An 18,465-nucleotide genomic window follows, 5' to 3' on the forward strand; every position below is an offset into this window, starting at 1 on the left:
GCGGGGCCGGGTGAAGCAGAAGCAGACCGCTTATGCGGCCTTGCGGTTCGAGGGCGTGCCGGTAGTCCCGCTGCTCGACCCAGGGCCCTGCTGGGCTGTGATCGGCGCCTTGGACGTCACGTCGTCCTCGTCCTCATCGTCGTCGTCGTCGTTGCTCGACTTGAGGGAGTTCATCATGCGTTGATGTACCGACTGCTGCTGGGCGAGCTGCAGTTGCAGGATTGCGTCCTGCATGTCGGGATTGGCCGTGTTGGGCTGCGTGGCGTTGTTGCCGTTGCCGGTCTTGCCGTTGCCCTGGCTGGAGTCGACTTCGGCCTCGTGCTTCTTCTTGCCTTTGCGGCCAGTGCCCTCGTTTTCCGGCGCGACGGTGTAGTGCTGCGTGCCGGTGTACGGGGCTTCAGGTTGCGCGGCGTGCCGGCCCTTGCGCGAGGCGTGGAAGTCCGCCGCTGCGCCGGCGCCCGCGGCTGCGGCACCGAGCAGCATGGCGCCGTTGCCGTTGCTCACCTTGTCGAGCTGGTTCTGCACCTGCACGCTCACCTCGGCCTTGGCGCCTTCCTTGGCGGCAAACTTGACGGCGTCCTTAATGCCGCTGCGGCCGCCCGTGAGCGCGCCTTCCACCATGGAGTCGACCACCGTGCCGCCCAGGTGCGTTTTCTGTAGCGTGGCCACGGCCGCGCTGGCGGCAAGGCCCTCGGGCGTGAGGTCCGACGCCACCTGCAGCGCGTTGGCACCGGCCGATGCCAGGTTGCTGAATGCCGCACCCAAGTGCCCATGCGCGGCGGCTTTGGCTGCTGCAATGCTGCCGTCCGTCACACCGTTGACGCTGTCGCCGATGCTCTTGACGGTGCGGTCTTCGATGTCGTTCACAAAGCCGCGCGCTTTGTCCACCTTGTTCAGCGCCTTGTCCAGACCCTTGCTCAGGTGCGCGTCCTTCAACGACTGTTCGGCCAGGTCGAACCCGGCCGTGTTGAGATCGCGCAGGCCCTTGAACGTGGCTTCACCCACCCCCACGGCATCGTGCAGCGCTTTCTGGATGCGCAGGTGGATCAGGTCGTTGGTCATCGCCAGGGTTTGCTTGGCGACAGCCTCCACGTCGTGGACGAGCGTTTTGCCCACACTCTCGGCCGCGTGGGCGATGCCTTTGCCGACTTTGGCAATGTCGTGCCCGATATGCTGAAAGGCGTGCTTGATTTTGCTAAAGATACTCATGATGAGTCCCCTTGCTTGAGAAAACAGAAATGGACGACCGGGGCCGTCCGGATGAGTGGCTCGGCAGGTCCGGCGTCAGGTGCCCTGCACCTGGTTCTGCTGCTGGCCGCTGCCGCCGGCCTTTTGAGCCTGCAGTTGCTGCAACACCTGGATCATGTCCTTGAGGATGGTCTCCAGCTCGGCCATGGGGTTGTTGGCGTTGTTGGCGGTGCTGTCCGTGCCGTCAGCGCTTGAGGTGTTCGGCGTACCGGATGCACCCGATGCGCCGTTAGGTCCACCCGCAGCCGGTGTACCGCCGCCACCGCCACCGCCCGCGCCTTGAGCACCACCGGCACCACCGGCACCACCGCCGCCAGCACCGCCAGCACCGCCACCGCCTTGCGTCTGGTCACCGCCCGCCATCTGCAGTTGTTGCTGCTGGGCGAGCAGTTGCACCAGTTCGTCCAGGATCTTCAGCAGTTTCTCGATCGTCGAGTCATTGCCGTTCTGGCCGCTGCCGTCGACGCCGTTGGCGCTGTCGGTGCTGTTAGTGCCATCGGTGCCGTCGGTGCTATTCGAACCGTCAGTGCCGCCTGTGCCATCCGTGCCATCGGTGGAGTTCGAGCCATCTGCGCTGTTCGAACCGTCGGCAGAATTGGAGCCATCTGCGCTGGTCGTGCCCGAGCCATCCCCGCCGACCGAGCCGGAGCCACCGCCGCCCGCCGCGCCGGAGCCGTCGCCGCCGACTGCGCCGGAGCCGCCGCCGGCACCGCCAGCGCCGCTCCCTGCGCCACCTGCACCGCCAGCGCCACCACCCTGCAGTTGCTGCAGCATCAGTTGCAGCACGTCGTCGAGCATCTGCAGCATGTCGTTCAGGCTGTTGCCCTGGCCGCCGCCTGCACCACCCGCACCACCGGCACCGCCGACGCCCTTGCCGCTTTCGCCGGTGTCGAACTTGTGCTGCAGCTGGTCGCTCAGCTGCATGTACTTCAGCAGCTTCTCCAGCAATTGCATGAGCGCTTGCAGCGGGTCTTGGCTGTTGGAGTCGCCGTTGTCATCGCCCACTTGCTGGCCCTTGTTGGCGCCTTGTGTGCCTTGCGAGTTCTGCGTGCCTTGCGACCCCTGGTTGCCGGACGGACCTTGCGTTGAGGCGGGGCCACCGCCACCGCCAGCGGGAGTGCCACCACCGCCAGCCCCCCCGTTGCCGCTGCCTTGCGCAGTGGCATTGCGCAGCATCGCCTCAAGCACCTTCAGGATGTCTTGCACGAGCTGTTGCAGCGGGTTTTCCGCTTGGTTCGACTTCTGGCCGGGCTGGTCGAGCTGGAACTGGTTCGAGATATTGATTGAAGCGTTGTCTTGGACCTTCATGTTCATGAGTCACCTCAAGAGGGCAGGCGTGATGCCCGACACCGTCCCAGGCCGCTGGCTGTGGCGATGTCGATGCAAGGAGGAGGGACGCGCCACCGTGCCCGCGTTCCGCAGAATCGCCGGCATGGCAACCACTTCCGATTCCCATTCGGGTCGCTGGACCAGGATGGCCCGAAGCGTCCTGCCCGTGCCGGGCCGCGCAGCCCCGGGCAGCCGCGTGCCGACAGACCACTCGCAAGGCGAAATGGCACGTCGGGCGACTTTGGTGGAACGTTAGTGAATGCCGCCTGTCATGCGACCCGGAAGGGCCGAAGCCCTGATCGCCGAGGCGAAGTCGAAGACATGCGGAATGCAGGCTTGGCGCGGGCTGAATGTGGGTGAATGTGTAAGCTTCGCGTGTGCGACCACGCCTTCGTATGCGTGCGTTGAGCGCTGCAATGGTCTATCTAGCATGCAAGCGTTCTTCATCGATTGGTGCCCGCCATGCCATTGCCAAAGATCAGCGGACCGAGCGTCCAAACACACATCAGCCCCACCAACGCGCCGGGTACGCCGCCGGTGACGACGCCGCAGCCTCAGGGGCCGCAGCGCACGGCACGCACCTCGCAGGGGGAGCTGGGCGCGTTGTCCGCGCGCGGCAAGAAGCGCACGCGCGAATCGACTGGCGATAACGTGGCCGCGCAACCGTCCGCGAGGCGCCCGCGCACCGAGTTGCCCGGCGGACACGTACAAGCGGATGCTGACTCGCGCATGGAACGCATCATGCAGATGCAGGCAGACACCATGATCCGCAGCGCAGAGATGCAGAACTCGCTCAACCGCGCCAACACGCTGGCCAAGCTGATGGAAGAAGGCAGCAAGGCCGCCAAGGATCTGATCAACTAGCGTGGGCCGCGTCGGCTCAGAAGTTGTGCGTCACGCGCAGTGCCAGCGTGCGGCCTGGCAGGATGGGGATGAAGTTGCTGGTGAGCGTGTTGCCGTAAGCGCGGATATTGAAGAGGTTGCGCGCGAACACGTCGATGCGCCATCGCTTCTGATGCCAGAACAGGCTGCTGTCCACGCGCACGGCGCCCGGCAGGCGGAATGGCGTTTCGCCATAGGCGTCGATACCGCTCTGCGCGTTGACGCCAATGCCCGCGCCAACGCCCGCGAGTGCGCCGCCTTGCACGGTGTAGGTCGTCCACAGTGACCCGCCGCGCGTGGGCGCCCTTGGCAGGAAGCCGCCCGGCAGTGTGCCTGAGACACGAGACAGCGCCAGCCACAACGCAGTCTCCCAGCCGGGGGCCAGCGTGCCTTGCACAGACAGTTCCATCCCTTCGCTGGTCTGGTTGGTGATCTGCGTGTAGTAGCCGGGGTGCGAAACGTCGGCCAGGCTGACGTTGTTTGCGTTGATGCGATAAAGCGCGGCCTGCGCGGTCAACGTGTGCGCGGTGTTTTCCCAGCGCAGACCGGTTTCCAACTGGCGGCTGCGTTCGGGTTGCATGGCACTGCCGTTGTAGAAGTAGCCCGTGTTGATCTGGAACCCGCGCGAGTAGTCGGCAAACCACGCTGTGTGCGGTGTCAGCTTATAGAGCACGCCTGCGGCCGGCGTCCATGCCAGCCCTTGAAGTTGCGCGTGGGGCAGCTTGGCGACGTAGTCGTTCGCGCGAATGGAGGCCGAGACCTCCCAACGCTCGCCAATGGCAATGCGGTCACGCAGCCGGAAGATCGATTGCCGTACCGTTTGCGATAGCCGTATGCCAGGTATGAAGACCGCCGCCGGCAGCGGCACCGGCGCAAACGGGTCTTGCGTTGCCTGCGAGTAGCCACCGGGCGTAAGCAGATCCTGCCGCTCGTGAAGTTCGTCCCAGCCCAGTGTGAATGTGTGCCGCAGCGGGCCTTGTGACAAGGCGCCCGTGAACTCATTGGAGAGCGCCCAGAGGTGGCTGTCCGTGCGATAGCCCAGGCCCCACATGGTGTTCGGCACGGTGTTGCCCGGCGCTGGCCCAAGGTGCCATTGGACGGACTCTTCCGACACGGATTCATAGCTGGCGCGAGAATGCACGGCCCAATCGTCGGACAGGTTGTGCGAGAGCGTGTAGTACACCCGGGTGCCGTTGCCTTGCACGCGGTCGTCCGCATTGCCGAGCGGGGTTTGCGCAGGAATGCGCGCGGGGGCGCCGTTCAAGGCAAACGTGGCCGGTTGGATCGGCTGACGGCTGGACAGCGTTTCTGCCCCCACGGTGATGTCCGTGGCGCTGTTGCTCCAGCCGAGCGCAGCGTGGCCGTAGCTGACGCGGTGGCCTGCATAGCCGCCGTCGCTGTTGGCTGTGGTGTCGTTGAGCGCCACCACGCGATACGACAGCCCGTTCGGCCCGATGGCCCCCGCCAGATCAGCCACGACCTTGCGTTCTGCGTGCGAGCCCACTTCCACGGTGACGCTGCGTTGGGTCGTCTTGGTGGGCGCTTTCAGGTTGGCATTGATCGCGCCGCCCGCCATGGTGACACCCGCCACATCGGCATTCGGCCCCTTGATGACGTTGATGTCTTCCACCGCCTCCATTGGGCGCAGTGAAGCGAGCTTGTCGGGCAGGCCGTCCACCGAGATCGTGTCGGTCATGAAGCCGCGGATGGCATACAGCGGCGGCGCGGTCGGATCGGTCAGCACCGAGGTGACGCCGGTCTGTGCCAGGGCCGCTGCCAGCGACGGTGGACGCAGGCTGGTCAGCAGGCCGTTGGTGATGGTGTTGACGGCATTCGGCATGCTCGTCATCGGCATTTCCACGCGGGTGATTGCGCTGGTGGAAAACACTGCAAAGCCCTGGTCTGCGTTGGCATGCACTTCTGTCTGCGGTAGCGTGCCGATGTTGCGCGGCTGGGCATCGGTGCGCGTGCTGCCGGTGGTGTCGGAGGCGACGACGGTGAGCGTGCCGTCGGGCAGGATGGCCAGCGCGAGCCCGCTGTCCTGCAATGCGGCCCGCGCGGCCTGCGCTGCGGTCATGGTGCCCTTGATGGGGCCGGCTACGCGCTCTTTCACCAGATTGGACGCGAAGGACAGCGGGTGCCCGCTCAGCCGCGTGATCTCCATCAGCACGTGTTCCAGCGGCGCACGTTCGATCCGAAACTGGTGTGGCGCATCTTCGGGCAGCGCGAGGGCACCCTGCATGACCGATAGGGCGGTCAGCAGGGCCGCGAGATGACGCAGGCGGCAGGGCGAGCGGCGGAAAGTGCTGGAAATGGGGCGGACCACGGATGTCATGGATCAAGGCATAAGCATCGGGTTGGCGCATTTCAGGCAACGGCCCGGAACGCAATACGCCGGCGAGCTTGGCATCTTAGTCCATGGTTCCTGGCGGCTACCTTTCGGCCGGGGCTGGATGGAGTGGCCCCGGCGTTACTCTCTGCTCTGTCAGATCGGCGAGCTGGGCGCCACCGACTTCAGCGGCACGAACGCATTGCTGCAGTCCACTGGCGCCGCTGTGCCCGGCGCACCCTTCACCGTGACGTCATTGGACGACGAGGTGACGATGTTGCCCGCAAAGCTGACCGGGCCCGTGCCGCCATATGTGAAGTGCACGTCAGCGGGGGAGGCGGGGCCACCATCGTGCGCGCCCTCGAACGCAGGCTGCGCGCCGTCAAAGACCACGTTGTCCAGCGTGATCGTCAGCGGGTGCTTCTGCTTGTTGGCCTCGTAGCCGAGGAAGGTCATGGTGCGTGCCTTGAGCTTGGCGGTGCCTGTGTCGTGGAAGTTCTTCACCACGATGTTGGTGAAGTTGGGATACAGCTTGCCTTTGCTGCTGCTGTAGAACGGGTCGAACACCAGCGGTGCCTTGACGTTGCGCATGCAGATGTTGTTGTAGACGATGTTGTCGACGTGGCCGCCGCGCGAGGCGTCGGATTTGATACGCAGTCCGCCGCCGCCCGAGCTGTCGTTGCCGTCCATGACGAGGTCTGTCACCAGCATGTTGCTCACACCCGCGTTGGTCTCGCTGCCGATCGACAGGCCGTGCCCATAGTAGAAGTGGTTGTGCGCGAAGGTCAGGTTCTTGACGGCGCCGCTGCTGGCTTTGACGGCTACGTGGTCGTCCCCGGTGCTGATGTACGAGTACGCCAGCAGCACGTTGGTGGACTGGCCGGGGTCGAAGCCGTCGGTGTTCTTGACGGTCTCGGGCGTGAAGCACGTGGCGGGCGTGACTTGGTCTGGCGTGGTGCCGGCGGCGCACTTGTAGCCGGGCACGGAATACGCCAGGCTCGGCGTCACGATTTTGATGCCCCAGGCGATGACGCCAGCCGTGCCCGTTGTCACGATATGAAAGTTGGGCGAGTTCTGCACCGTCACGCGGTACAGCGTGAAATTGCTCCCATTGAAGAGTTGCACGAGGCGCGGGTTCTGCTGGTTCAGGCCCTTGGTCTTGTTCAGATAGGCGATGTCCCACCACGTGAGGCGGTTGGCGTTGGGCCCGCTGGTGACGAGGCTGCCGCCGCGCCCGTCGATGGTGCCGTCACCCACGATGCCGCTGCCCACCGTGTCGCGCGCGGTGATGAGCGGGTTGCACGATTTGTCGTTGGCTGTGGTGGCCGTGCCGCAGGTGCCCACGCCGTTGTCGTAATCGGCCGGGTTGCGCGAGGCGAAGAGCGTGACGCCCTTGTCGATCCACAACGTGACGCCCGATTTGATCTTGAGCGGGCCGGAGAGGAAGCCGGTTTCACCGGCCGCGCCTGCTACGAGCTTGACGGCTTGTCCGGCGGGGCAAGCATCAATGGCGGCCTGGATACGCTTGGTGTCGGGCTGCGAGTTGGACGGATTGCCATCCACCGCATCCACCGAGCCATTGACGGGCGTGATGGCGGCGGCAAGCGGCGTGCCGCACACGGTGGCGGGCAGGGCCGGTTCGCTGACGGTGCCCCATTGCGTGGAAACGGGGGTATCGGCAGCCTGGGCTGCGGTCGTGCTGGCAAGCGTTGCCAATGCAGCCAGGAAGGGGGTGAGCTTCATTGCCGAGGGTCTCCGGTCAGCTGTTCATCAAGGACACGATTTGCGCAGCGCTTAACGCGCCACGGTGGATGCGGAAATCGTCGATCCGCCCATTGAATGTGGGATCGGCGCTGTATTGCGATCTGCCCAGCCAGTTTTGCGTGGTGCTGCCCAGGCGGAACGGCGCCAGGAACATGGCGGTGTTGGTGTTGACGGCCGCGCCGTTCACATACAGCGTTGCGCTTGCGCCGGACAGCGTGACGGCCACGTGCACCCATTGCTTGGACGGCAGGGCGGCAGGGGCGTCGATCATCTGGTCACCATGGCCGTTGACGGTGATGGCAAAGCGCATGACGCCCGCGTTGTTGTTCGGGGTGAGCATCAGGTAGCGGCCGGTGCCGGCGCCAAGGTCGAAAATGCGCGCCCAGGTTTGTGAGCCGTTCCAGAACACCCAGGCTGAAATGGTGAAGTCCGACACATCGGTCAATAGATCGTTAGGCAGCGCAACGTAGGCGCCCGAGCCGTTGAGCGAGACCGCGTTGCCGCTGTGCCCCGTGCCCCACGCTGCCGCATCGTTGAGCGTGCCAGCGTGGCCGTTGCCTGAACTGTCGGCGGCTGTGGTGCCCGTGCCTTCGTCAAAGGCCAGTTGCGTGTGCAGCTGCATCGCGGTGATGACCTTCACTTCATTGGATGCTGCCGATTCACCGGACGGCATTTGCGCGGTGATGACGTAGAAGTACGTGCCGGCCGCGGGTGGCGTATCGGTGCAGGTCAGCAGATCGGTAATGCCGCTCTGGACGATGCTGTACGGGCCACCGGCAATGGTGGCGCGCTTGACGTTGTAGCTGGTGGCGCCGCTACAGCCCCACCATGACAGCACGGCGCTACCGGCACTGGCATAGCCCGTGACACCAGTGGGCGCGCTGGCCGGCGTGCCCGCATCCAGCGTGCAGGTGAGGGTGCCGTAGCCGAGCTGATCATAGCCGCCGCTGTTGGGGCCGTAGTTGCCGCCACCGCCTTCGGGCGCGATCTGATTGGCAAACTGCTGGCTGTAAGGCGCGGCCAGGCCCTTGCGATTGATGTAGTGATTGGCGACCAGCGCCCAGCACGGGCGGATGGTGCCTTGGCCGCCTGTTGCGAACACGCTCTGCGTCACGTCCACGTTCTGGTAGGTGACGTAGGGCACGGTGTAGAACGTGGTGCCCGATTGGATCAGGTTAGCCTTGGCCACGTATTCCGCACCGGCCAGGAAGCGGTTGTTGTCGTAGCCGTACAGGTCGACGCCCTGGTTCCATGCCATCTCGCAGATGGCGCCGCCCAGTGCGATGCCCAGCGTGTTGTGGCCCTGGTCGCGGCCGGTTTCTTGCCACTGGCCGAGATAGCCGGGGTGCACGTAGTACACGGCCTGCTCGATGCAGCCGTTGCCCGCGCCAAGCTTGAAATACGTGATGGCCTCGTTGAAGAGATCGGCGTCGTCGCACAGCACGCCAATGGCCAGCACCGAGGCGACGTTGCACAAGTCCCAATTGGCCCAGTAATGCGTGATCTCGGTGCCGTTGTGACGGTTCAGGAAATCGTGGTTGATGGGGTAGAAGACGTTGCGCATGAGCGCCTGGAACGCAGCGAGGCCGCTGGCGCTCCAGCCGCTGTAGCTGCGCATGATCTCGCCGGCGTTGGCGAACTCGTAGCCGTAGATGCCGGCAGCCAAGTCCGCGTTGCTGTCGCCGCCGATCACGGTGAGCGTGGACGACCACGCGTCCAGGTACTGCACCGCCTTGTCAGCGTAGGCGGTATCGCCCGAGACCTTCCAGCGCAGGGCGCACGCATAGGCGGCTGCCACGTCGTTGTAGAGGATGCTGTAGTTCTCGGCATGCACGCCGTCATTGCCGCGGTAGATGGCGGTCTGCGGGTTGGGGTTGCGCGTCAGGCTGGTGTGATTGTTGGCGGTGAGCACATTCCAGCCGTCGACCCACGGCGAGGCGTTGGCCGCTACCTTGGTGCGCATGCGCGCGAAGTCGGCTTCGGTGTGCAGCAGGCCCGGGTGCGTGAAGCTCTGCACCGTTGGGCTGGGGGCCGGCGCAGGGCTGGCCACGGGCGACGAAGCGGCCGGCGTACCCGACACCGAACCGTCAGTCGACTGCGTGCTACCCCCCGTTGTTGTGCCACCGCTGCCTGCGCCACAGCCCGCCAGAAGCACCCCACCCATCCCCAGTACGAAATGCCGCCGGGACACATCGGCAATGACGCCATGCAGGCGCGTGTCTGTCGAATGCGCAGGGGCTCGCCCGCCCCGGTCGACCCGTTTGTCTTCTTGTTTCATCTCACCCGCCCGTCGTTATCGTTGTCATCAGACGCGGAGCAAGGTGCATGAACCGTGCCATATCCCCCACTGACGAGGGATGACGTGTTTTGCGGCATGCCATGACACGGTGCGTCGATGCCTTCAACGAAATGGCAGATTTGATGAGCTTTCTTGAGAAAGCCGCGGAGCGTGTCGTGTCGTACTTCGGCCGGTGCAGCCCGGCTTCGCCTGCATGCGGCGCGGGCGGTGGCGCAGCCGCTATGGTGGTTGCCACCCGGCACAGCTCGCCTTACTCACATTGCTCCATGTCTTGCTCCGTATCACCTTCCGCAGACGCGCTGGTTGAGCGCATTGATCGGTACATCCGTCAGGCTGCCGAGGCGGCTGAACTCTCGGCCCGGCACGAGGCCTTGTACGCGGTGGTGCAGGCGCTCAACGCCGAGATTCTGGAACTCGCGGCCAACCAGCCGGACGACGAGGTCGTCATGCGCTGCGTACGCAGGCTGCACGAGCAGGTCGCCGCGTTCAAGCGCACGCATGCGATTGCGCGATTGCAGTACTCGCCCGAGGTGGATACGCGCTATCCGTTTCGGGATGAAGCCAGCCTGCCCATCATCATCCATACGTTGTCCGACACCGGCCACCCGGCCGGCAGCCCGCGCAGCTACCCCGCCAGTGCGGTCTGGCCTTACCTGCAAGCCGGTGCTGCACCCGAGGCGCGGGGCGCGCTGTACAGCAGCACGCTCCTCTGCAGGCTGATGCGACCCGACGATCTGCGTGACGCACGCGAACATGCCCTCGTGGGCGAGCGCGGTGTGTTTGCCGCGCGGGATATTGCTGCGGGTGAATGCGTGGGCGTGTACGGCGGCCGGCTGATGACCCCCGCCACGTACTACACCTGCATCGAAGACGCGTTCGTGCTGTCCACCACCGCGGACGGCATCGAATCGTGGGTCGACGGCGAGAACATCCTCGCGATGGCCAACACCGTGTTCGCCTACGCGGGCGACCAGCCGGATCGGCAATCCGAGACCGGCTACAACATGGAAGGTGCCGTGTTCCGGGCCGTTTCATGCGGCGGGCAGCGCTTTTCCATCCGCGCATTCTTCACCACCGAACCCGTGGCGGCCGGCACCGAGCTTCGTTGGAATTACCGCTACCCTTCGGCGTTGATCCAGCAGCGGTTTGGTGTCCACGCCGCCGCGTGAGTGTGACGGCGCAACCGGCTTACAGCAGCATCTGCGAGCGCTGCTTCAACGCGGCAATCAACAGGTTGACCTCGTTCAGCAGCGCTTCCTCGTACGCACCTGGCACGGGCTCGTCGCTCGTCATCGACATGGCGTTGTTGACCTCGCGCCGGAAGGTTCGCTCGATGGCGGCGCATTCGCCGGCCGGTACGTGCGGAAAGACGGCGGCAATGAAGCGGCTCATGACAACGACGCGCGCGCCCAGTTTTGAGACATGGGCCAGGTTGGCGTTGATCGAGACGTTCAACGCCTCGAGCTCGTTTGGATCGATCATCAAGGGTTCAAATGGTCGGCAACATGTGGCGTCCGCGCAGCAAGGCAGACCGCTGACGTCGATTGTATGGACCACCGTCGAGCGAGAAGCTCAACAATTCTCGTTGCGCTACGCATCCTGATGGATGCGCACGAAGCCATGGAACACCTTGGGGCTGGCAAGGCTCTCGGCCATTGATGGACACAACAGCACAGCGTTGATCGACTGAGTGGGGTCGAAGCCAAGACGTCATGAAGCCGATGGGTGTTCCGACGCGCTCATGTCACGCTGCAGGCCGTGGCCGCAGTCCGTTCGGCCAGCGTGGCATCTCGGGCGGCAGAGACAGTAGCAGCGGCGTATGACTGCACGATGGTCAACGCGTTTTCCATCTGCATACGAGACATAAAATAATTTCAGATCGGAAGTTTTCGCGCGGCCAAGATTCAAAAAGCTCAACTTTGGTGCGCGTTCGTTCTCTTCATTTTGATCAGATGTGCCGCCCACACCAGGGTTGGCGCCATGCAGGCTCCGATCAGGCACTTGCATGCCCCGTCGCATGCACGGATTCGAGGCGCGTTGTTGTATTGGCATCGCATTCAAGATTCCTTTGGCGGTGCCGTCATTTCCGATCGAAGCAGCCTGGGCAATCTTGCAGCGCGACGGTTTTGAAGATCGGTCAACGACAGCCGCACATGTCTTCGAGATGCTCCTGCTTCAACGCATGCACCTGAGTGCATCGCCAGATGGTCAAGGCGATGGCGCTGCCCAGGTCATGACGTCTCTCTCTGAAGCCGCTGAAACAGGAATGAAGCAAATGAGAATCTCGGATATGAAGATCGGGGTGCGCCTTGGTGCAGCGTTCGCGCTTGTCGTGGCGCTGCTGATCGGGACTGCCACGGTCGGCATCCAACGGCTGGACGACAACAACACCAAGATGGGCCGGATCGTCAGCGAACGCTATTCGCTGATCGCACTGAGCAACCAGATCAAGAACAACGGCTACAAGGCCAACGGCATCCTCAGCAATCTGCTGCTGGCCACGTCAGCCGAGCAGAAAGCGAAGTACATGAGCGACTACGCGGCCATCCGCCAGGCCAACGGCCAGGCGTATGGGCGGCTGGAGAAGATGCTGACGACCGACGCGGGCAAGGCGCTCTTCAAGGAACAGTTCGACGCGCGCTCCGCTTACGGTGCCAGCGTGCGCAAGTTCTTCGAGCTGGTCGATGCCAACAAGCCGGAAGACGCACGCGTTCTGTACCAGGGTGACATGAGCCGGCTGCAAGACCAGTACTACGTGCTGGTCGACAAGATGGTGGACCACCAGGCCAGCGAGATGGAGCACGACGTGGGCGAAGCGGCCGCACAAGGCGCGAACGCGAAGATCCAGATGATCGTGCTGGCCGTGCTGGCAACCCTGCTTGCCATTGCCACGGGCGGTTTCATCACCCGCACGATCACCGGCCCGATCCACCGTGCCGTGCATCTGGCCGAGGCCGTGGCGCAGGGCGATCTGACACATCGTCTGGAGGTCGGCACGCAAGACGAGATTGGCCGCCTGCTGGCTGCGCTCAAGCACATGACCGAGAACCTGCACGGCATCGTCGGCCGTGTGCGTGGCGGAACGGACACCATCACCCGCGCATCGCGTGAGGTGGCCAGCGGCAACATCGATCTCTCCAGCCGGACCGAACAGCAGGCCAGCTCGCTGGAAGAAACGGCGGCGGCCATGGAACAGCTCACGTCCACCGTCAAGCAGAACGCAGACAACGCGCAGGAAGCCAGCCGCCTGGCATCCAACGCATCGCTGGTGGCCACCAAGGGCGGCGATGCCGTTGACGAGGCGATCGAAACCATGAGCACCATCAACGCGTCGTCACGCAAGATCGTCGACATCATCGGCGTGATCGACAGCATCGCGTTCCAGACGAACATCCTGGCACTCAACGCCGCAGTGGAAGCCGCCCGCGCCGGTGAGCAGGGCCGCGGCTTTGCCGTGGTGGCGGGCGAGGTGCGCAGCCTTGCACAGCGCAGCGCCGCAGCGGCCAAGGAGATCAAGGCGCTCATCGAAGATTCGGTCAGCCACGTCGGCTCCGGCACCGCCAAGGTGGAAGAGGCCGGCCAGATCATCCGCGATGTGGTGGCCGGTATCCAGAACGTGACGAACATCGTTTCCGAGATCAGCGCATCGAGCCGTGAGCAGAGTGAAGGCATCGAGCAGATCAACGAGGCCATCACGCAGATGGACAAGGCCACGCAGGAAAACGCCTCGCTGGTGGAAGAGAGCGCGACATCGGCGCAGGCGCTGCAGGGCCAGGCCGATCAGCTGGCCGATATGGTCAGCGCCTTCAAGTTGCATGGCGACGCGCCGGACCATGCGCATGGCACGCAGGGCGAGACGGCCACCCTGGCACACGCGGGCTGGGCGCGCGCACAAACGCTTTCGTAATTTGTCGTTGTCGTTACCGCAGTGATGTTGCAGTCAGCAGTCCAACGGAGGAGGCACGGGCCGTCGCCTGGCGGCTCGTAACAGAAGGAATCGACGTAGCGCCTGCTTTGGCGCTTCGAACGGTCCCGCCATTTGCCGAACACGCGTCTGCTGCGCAACCGCTGTGCTGGTCGGAGGATTGCGCGCGCGGGTGCGCCGGAGTGCCGATGGTGGGATCAACCCACGGTGTCTCTTATCTCCTGAACAACCATGTCTTCGCACGCTCCTCAAATGGCCGACCCGGGTTTGGCCGCAACGTTTGACCCGTCGACCGCGCTGATCGGCACTGCCTTGGCGGCGCCCCCATCCACCCCTGTCACGCAGTTCATCGAAGCCTATCGTGAGCATGGGCATCGTCGCGCGCGCCTGGACCCGCTCGCTCGCGTGCCCCTGCCCGAGGTGCCCGAGCTTCGCCTGCGGTTTCACGGCCTCGACCCTGCGCAGAAGCGCGAGCCGGCAAGCACGGTCCTGCCCACGGCGACGACGATGCAGGAACTCGAATGGCAGCTCAAGCGCGTGTACTGCGGGACGATCGGTCTCGATTGCAGCAGCGTGCGCAAGCGTCAGCGCCGCGCGTGGCTCTACGCCCGCATGGAGGCTGAACTGCTGGCGCCGCCGCTCGCCCCCGACCAGAAGCGCTGGCTGCTGCGCAGGCTGGTGGCGGCGGAGATGTGGGAGCGCCTTGCCGCCGGCACGTTTGCACATGCCAAGCGTTTCTCTCTGGAGGGCTGCGAGAGCCTGGTGCCGTTGCTCGATACGCTTGTCGAGGAAGGGGCCGGCCACGGCGTGCGGCAGGTGTTTCTCGGCTTGCCGCATCGTGGGCGCTTGAACACGCTCGTCAACGTGATGGGCTTTGACGCACGGGGCATGCTGGATCGGCTCGATCCGGATTCAGACGTCGCATTCGCCCAGCGGGATCTGCCATATCACCTCGGCGGCCTCGCGGGTCGGGCAGTTGCGGGCGATGAGATCACGCTGGTGCTGGCACCCAACCCATCGCACCTGCAGAGCGTGTACCCGATCGTCTGCGGCATGGCGCGCGCGCATTTGGACGAGCACCCCGGCACGCCGTGCCTGCCGGTGATGGTGCATGGCGATGCGGCATTCGCCGGGCAAGGTGTTGTCATGGAGACACTGAACCTGACCCGCCGCAACAGCTACACGGCGGGCGGGGTCGTGCACGTGATCGTCAATAACCAGATCGGCTTTACGACACCCAACGTGATGGACGTGCGTGCCAACGACTACTGCACCGACGTGACGCGCATGGTTGATGCCCCGGTGCTCCACGTCAACGCGGACGACCCCGAAGCCGTCTTGCGTGCCGCACGCATTGCCATCGCATACCGCATGGAGCACGGCGCCGATATCGTCATCGATCTGATCGGCTATCGCCGCCTGGGGCATTCGGAGCACGACACGCCTGCCGTGACGCAGCCCGCGCTGCACGCGGCCATTGCCGCGCACCCGACGGTCACGGAGCAGTATCACGTTGCCAGTGCGGAATCGACGCGTCTGGCGGAGTTGCGTGAAGCGGCCGTGCGTGATTTGCAGCGTGCCCCCGGCATGGCGCCGCGTGCGTCCGACGTTGCGTTGCCGAGCGCTGCGCGTCGCCAGCTTCAGCCGTTGTCATCGCAGCGCGTACAGGCGTTGACGCAGACGCTCACCACACCGCCCGACGGCGTGCTCCTGCACGATGTTGTGCGCGGCCTGTGCGAGCGCTGGCGTACCGCGGTATCGAGCGACGAGCATGCGGTGGACTGGTGCCTGGCTGAAAACCTCGCCCATGCCACGCTGCTCGAAGACGGGCACAGCATCCGGCTGTCCGGCATGGATGTCGGGCGCGGCACGTTCATGCACCGGCACGCGGTGTGGCATTCGCAGGCGATGGTGTCTGACGAGGGCGACCGGTACGTTCCGCTGCAGCACGTGGCGCCGTGCCAGGGCGCGTTCGATGTCGTCAACTCCCCGTTGTCGGAAGAAGCCGCGCTGGGCTTCGAGTACGGCTACAGCGTACAGACCCGCACGCGGCTGACGTTGTGGGAGGCGCAGTTTGGCGATTTCGCTAACGGCGCGCAGGTCTTGATCGACCAGTACATCGCTTCGGGTGAATACAAGTGGGGTTGCCAATCGGCGTTGGCCATGTTGCTGCCGCACGGCCACGAGGGGGTCGGGCCGGAACATTCCAACGGATTCCTGGGGCGTTTCCTGCAGCTTTGCGCGGAGGGCAACTTGCGCGTGGTCGTGCCGTCGACGTCGGGCCAGTGGTTCCATCTGCTACGCGAGCAAGCCACGCTGGCAACGCCCAAGCCGTTGATTGTCATGTCGCCCAAGTCGGAACTCTATGGCAACGGGCGTTCGCATTCGCGCGTGCGGGACGTGATCGACGGGCGCTTCATGCCGGTGCTGGCCGACGCCGGGGTGGCCGATCGGCAAACCATTACGCGCGTGGTGCTGTGCAGCGGCAAGTTCTTCTACGAACTGCTCGCGCTGCGCGAGCGCGATGCCCGCGCGGATGTGGCGTTGGTTCGCGTTGAGCAGCTCTACCCGTTTCCGCAGGAGGCACTCGTGGCCGCACTGACGGCGTTCCCGAACCTGAATGAAATCGTCTGGGCGCAGGAAGAAGATGCCAACCAGGGCGCATGGCGCTTCGTGCGCGACGCGCTGGAGATGTGCCTACCAGAGGGGTGCCGACTGGCCAGCGTGTGCCGCAGCGCTACGCCGTCGGGCGCGCATGCATCGGTGCGTGCCCATCAAGCGGAGCAGCGGCGTTTGGTTGCGGCCGCGTTCGGCACGCTGCGTTAGCCGGAGGGCGATGCAGAAAGCCCCTACTGCGAGCGCCGTTTGAGAAATCGGTGGTCGCGGTAGGGGCTTGTCGTTGAAACGCCAGGCCGCAATTACGGCTCGTGGCGCAGATACCCTTCCTTGCTCGGATCAGGCATGAAGTACGTCACGATGAAAGACACCGCGCACAGCGCCGTCACATACCAATAGAACGTCGATTCAGTGCCGGCCTGCTTGAACCACAGCGCCACGTATTCCGCCGAGCCACCGAACACCGCGTTGGCAATCGCATACGACAGGCCTACGCCCATCGCACGCACTTCCGGCGGGAACATCTCGGCCTTGATCAGCCCGCTGATCGACGTATAGAAGCTGACGATCGCGAGCGCCACCGTGATGAGGCCGAAGGCCGCGAAGGGGCTGGACACCGTGGCCAGCGCATTCATGAGCGGCACCGTACCCAGCACCGAGAGGGCTCCGAACAGCAGCATCGAATTGCGGCGGCCGATACGGTCGGACAGTGCACCAAACACCGGCTGCAGCAGCATGTAGACGAACAGCACGACCGTCATCACGTTGGAGGCGGTCTTGGTCTCCATGTGTGCCGTGTTGACGAGGTACTTCTGCATGTACGTCGTGAACGTGTAGAAGATCAGCGAGCCGCCGGCGGTAAAGCCGATCACGCGCAGGAACGCGCCCTTGTGCTGCCACGCGCCGCGGATCGTGCCTGCGTGCTCTGCCTTGCGCGCCGAGGCGGTCTGCGTTTCGTGCAGCGATTTACGCAGGTACAGCGCAATCAGCGCCGTCAGTGCGCCCACCACGAACGGAATGCGCCAGCCCCAGGCTTTCAGCTCGGCCGTCGTCAGCAGTTGCTGCAGGATCACCAGCACGAGCACCGCGCACAGCTGGCCGCCGATCAGCGTCACATATTGGAACGAGGCAAAGAAGCCGCGCCGCCCCTGCAGTGCCACCTCGCTCATGTAGGTCGCGCTGGTGCCGTATTCCCCGCCCACCGACAGACCCTGGAACAGCCGCGCCACGAGCAACAGGAACGGGGCGAGTGCGCCGATTTGCGCGTAGGTCGGCAGCACCGCGATCAGCAGCGAGCCGCCGCACATCATCAGCACCGAGATCATCATCGCGGTGCGCCGGCCGCGCTTGTCGGCAATGCGGCCGAACAGCCAGCCGCCAATCGGCCGCATGAGGAAGCCAGCCGCAAACACACCCGCTGTGTTCAGCAGTTGCGTCGTGCGGTCTCCGCTCGGGAAGAACGCCGGCGCAAAGTACAGCGAGCTGAACGCGTAGATGTAAAAGTCGAACCATTCCACGAGGTTGCCCGACGACGCGCCGACGATGGCAAAGATGCGGCGACGTGTGTCGTGCGGGTCAACCGCGTGCGGGGTGGCAGTGCTATCCATGAGGGCGTCTCGGTGTGGTTGTTCTGTGGGCAGCCTAAGCTGACCCTCAGAATTGTAGCGACATGTCGCAAGTTGTCGCGCCCCGGAATTGCCCCGATGGATGAGATGGTGTGTTGCCGGAGGCCTGCGGAGGTTACGCAGAAACGGGTACGCCCGGCCTCTTACACCGCGACCGCATGCAGGCGAATACCCAACGCCCGCATGACTTTGAGCACAGTGGCAAAGCTCGGGTTGCCTTCTTCGGACAAGGCCTTGTACAGCCCTTCGCGCGTCATGCCGGTGTCACGTGCGAGCTGCGTCATGCCGCGCGCTCGGGCCACCACGCCCAGCGCGTGGGTGATGAATGCGGGGTCGTCGGCCGCTTCCTCCAGGCACGCGTCCAGATATGCGGCCATGTCGGCCTCGGTCTTGAGATGCTCGGCGGAGTCCCACGGGCGGGTTTTGACGGGTTTGTCGTTAGGCATGG

The 18,465-nt window shown here is 64.6% G+C and carries 13 protein-coding genes; 4 read left to right on the top strand and 9 right to left on the bottom strand.

The features are described 5' to 3' along the window. Nucleotides 1-30 precede the first annotated feature (30 nt). Complete coding sequence (locus R2N16_RS18470) at nt 31-1,209, bottom strand: hypothetical protein (RefSeq protein ID WP_316667297.1); 1,179 nt, start codon at nt 1,207-1,209, stop codon at nt 31-33. Between the two features lie 75 nt (nt 1,210-1,284). After that, nucleotides 1,285-2,562, bottom strand: a complete 1,278-nt coding sequence (locus tag R2N16_RS18475) for a hypothetical protein (protein ID WP_316667299.1) — start codon at nt 2,560-2,562, stop codon at nt 1,285-1,287. A gap of 477 nt (nt 2,563-3,039) precedes the next feature. Between R2N16_RS18475 and R2N16_RS18480 the strand changes: the two genes are divergently transcribed. Beyond that, nucleotides 3,040-3,441, top strand: coding sequence for a hypothetical protein (locus R2N16_RS18480; protein ID WP_102065745.1), 402 nt, complete (start codon nt 3,040-3,042; stop codon nt 3,439-3,441). Nucleotides 3,442-3,457: 16 nt separating this feature from the next. On the opposite strand, the gene R2N16_RS18485 is transcribed toward R2N16_RS18480, so the two are convergent. The 3 genes from R2N16_RS18485 to R2N16_RS18495 form a co-directional block, all read right to left on the bottom strand. Continuing rightward, a complete protein-coding gene (locus R2N16_RS18485; protein ID WP_316667301.1) occupies nt 3,458-5,794 on the bottom strand; it encodes a TonB-dependent siderophore receptor in 2,337 nt (778 codons plus the stop codon). 150 nt (nt 5,795-5,944) lie between these two features. Further along, entirely contained in the window at nt 5,945-7,531 is a 1,587-nt protein-coding gene (locus tag R2N16_RS18490; RefSeq protein ID WP_316667303.1) for a glycoside hydrolase family 28 protein, read from the bottom strand. A 16-nt stretch (nt 7,532-7,547) separates the two neighbouring features. Continuing rightward, nucleotides 7,548-9,716, bottom strand: a complete 2,169-nt coding sequence (locus R2N16_RS18495; protein ID WP_316667472.1) for a LamG-like jellyroll fold domain-containing protein — start codon at nt 9,714-9,716, stop codon at nt 7,548-7,550. 401 nt (nt 9,717-10,117) lie between these two features. On the opposite strand from R2N16_RS18495, the gene R2N16_RS18500 reads away from it, so the two are divergent. Next, nucleotides 10,118-11,020: a type III effector protein gene (locus tag R2N16_RS18500; protein ID WP_316667305.1), complete on the top strand. Its 903-nt coding sequence runs from the start codon at nt 10,118-10,120 to the stop codon at nt 11,018-11,020. Nucleotides 11,021-11,039: 19 nt separating this feature from the next. On the opposite strand, the gene R2N16_RS18505 is transcribed toward R2N16_RS18500, so the two are convergent. After that, nucleotides 11,040-11,333: a hypothetical protein gene (locus R2N16_RS18505; protein ID WP_257878135.1), complete on the bottom strand. Its 294-nt coding sequence runs from the start codon at nt 11,331-11,333 to the stop codon at nt 11,040-11,042. 257 nt (nt 11,334-11,590) lie between these two features. Then, complete coding sequence (locus tag R2N16_RS18510; RefSeq protein WP_316667308.1) at nt 11,591-11,716, bottom strand: hypothetical protein; 126 nt, start codon at nt 11,714-11,716, stop codon at nt 11,591-11,593. Nucleotides 11,717-12,126: 410 nt separating this feature from the next. Between R2N16_RS18510 and R2N16_RS18515 the strand changes: the two genes are divergently transcribed. Together R2N16_RS18515 and R2N16_RS18520 are read left to right on the top strand one after the other, a co-directional pair. Next, the gene (locus tag R2N16_RS18515; RefSeq protein ID WP_316667310.1) at nt 12,127-13,758 is read left to right on the top strand and encodes a methyl-accepting chemotaxis protein; all 1,632 of its coding nucleotides are present in this window, start codon (nt 12,127-12,129) and stop codon (nt 13,756-13,758) included. A 249-nt stretch (nt 13,759-14,007) separates the two neighbouring features. Beyond that, nucleotides 14,008-16,602 (top strand): 2-oxoglutarate dehydrogenase E1 component, encoded by a 2,595-nt coding sequence (locus R2N16_RS18520; RefSeq protein WP_428984146.1) that lies wholly within the window; start codon nt 14,008-14,010, stop codon nt 16,600-16,602. 92 nt (nt 16,603-16,694) lie between these two features. Here the strand turns inward: R2N16_RS18520 and R2N16_RS18525 are convergent, their stop codons facing one another. Both R2N16_RS18525 and R2N16_RS18530 read right to left on the bottom strand, forming a co-directional pair. Next, a complete protein-coding gene (locus R2N16_RS18525) occupies nt 16,695-17,999 on the bottom strand; it encodes an MFS family transporter (RefSeq protein ID WP_316667311.1) in 1,305 nt (434 codons plus the stop codon). Between the two features lie 161 nt (nt 18,000-18,160). Further along, a complete protein-coding gene (locus R2N16_RS18530) occupies nt 18,161-18,463 on the bottom strand; it encodes an addiction module antidote protein (protein ID WP_232038729.1) in 303 nt (100 codons plus the stop codon). Between the last annotated feature and the right edge of the window lie 2 nt (nt 18,464-18,465).

Source organism: Ralstonia psammae, assembly GCF_958405935.1.
GTDB classification, from domain to species: domain Bacteria; phylum Pseudomonadota; class Gammaproteobacteria; order Burkholderiales; family Burkholderiaceae; genus Ralstonia; species Ralstonia psammae.

Coding starts and splice junctions, on each gene's coding strand:
- R2N16_RS18495 (WP_316667472.1), bottom strand. CDS start 9,716: ATGGGTGGGGTGCTTCTGGCGGGCTGTGGCGCAGGCAGCGGTGGCACA.
- R2N16_RS18485 (WP_316667301.1), bottom strand. CDS start 5,794: ATGACATCCGTGGTCCGCCCCATTTCCAGCACTTTCCGCCGCTCGCCC.
- R2N16_RS18530 (WP_232038729.1), bottom strand. CDS start 18,463: ATGCCTAACGACAAACCCGTCAAAACCCGCCCGTGGGACTCCGCCGAG.
- R2N16_RS18470 (WP_316667297.1), bottom strand. CDS start 1,209: ATGAGTATCTTTAGCAAAATCAAGCACGCCTTTCAGCATATCGGGCAC.
- R2N16_RS18510 (WP_316667308.1), bottom strand. CDS start 11,716: ATGTCTCGTATGCAGATGGAAAACGCGTTGACCATCGTGCAGTCATAC.
- R2N16_RS18515 (WP_316667310.1), top strand. CDS start 12,127: ATGAGAATCTCGGATATGAAGATCGGGGTGCGCCTTGGTGCAGCGTTC.
- R2N16_RS18480 (WP_102065745.1), top strand. CDS start 3,040: ATGCCATTGCCAAAGATCAGCGGACCGAGCGTCCAAACACACATCAGC.
- R2N16_RS18505 (WP_257878135.1), bottom strand. CDS start 11,333: ATGATCGATCCAAACGAGCTCGAGGCGTTGAACGTCTCGATCAACGCC.
- R2N16_RS18520 (WP_428984146.1), top strand. CDS start 14,008: ATGTCTTCGCACGCTCCTCAAATGGCCGACCCGGGTTTGGCCGCAACG.
- R2N16_RS18475 (WP_316667299.1), bottom strand. CDS start 2,562: ATGAACATGAAGGTCCAAGACAACGCTTCAATCAATATCTCGAACCAG.
- R2N16_RS18490 (WP_316667303.1), bottom strand. CDS start 7,531: ATGAAGCTCACCCCCTTCCTGGCTGCATTGGCAACGCTTGCCAGCACG.
- R2N16_RS18500 (WP_316667305.1), top strand. CDS start 10,118: ATGTCTTGCTCCGTATCACCTTCCGCAGACGCGCTGGTTGAGCGCATT.
- R2N16_RS18525 (WP_316667311.1), bottom strand. CDS start 17,999: ATGGATAGCACTGCCACCCCGCACGCGGTTGACCCGCACGACACACGT.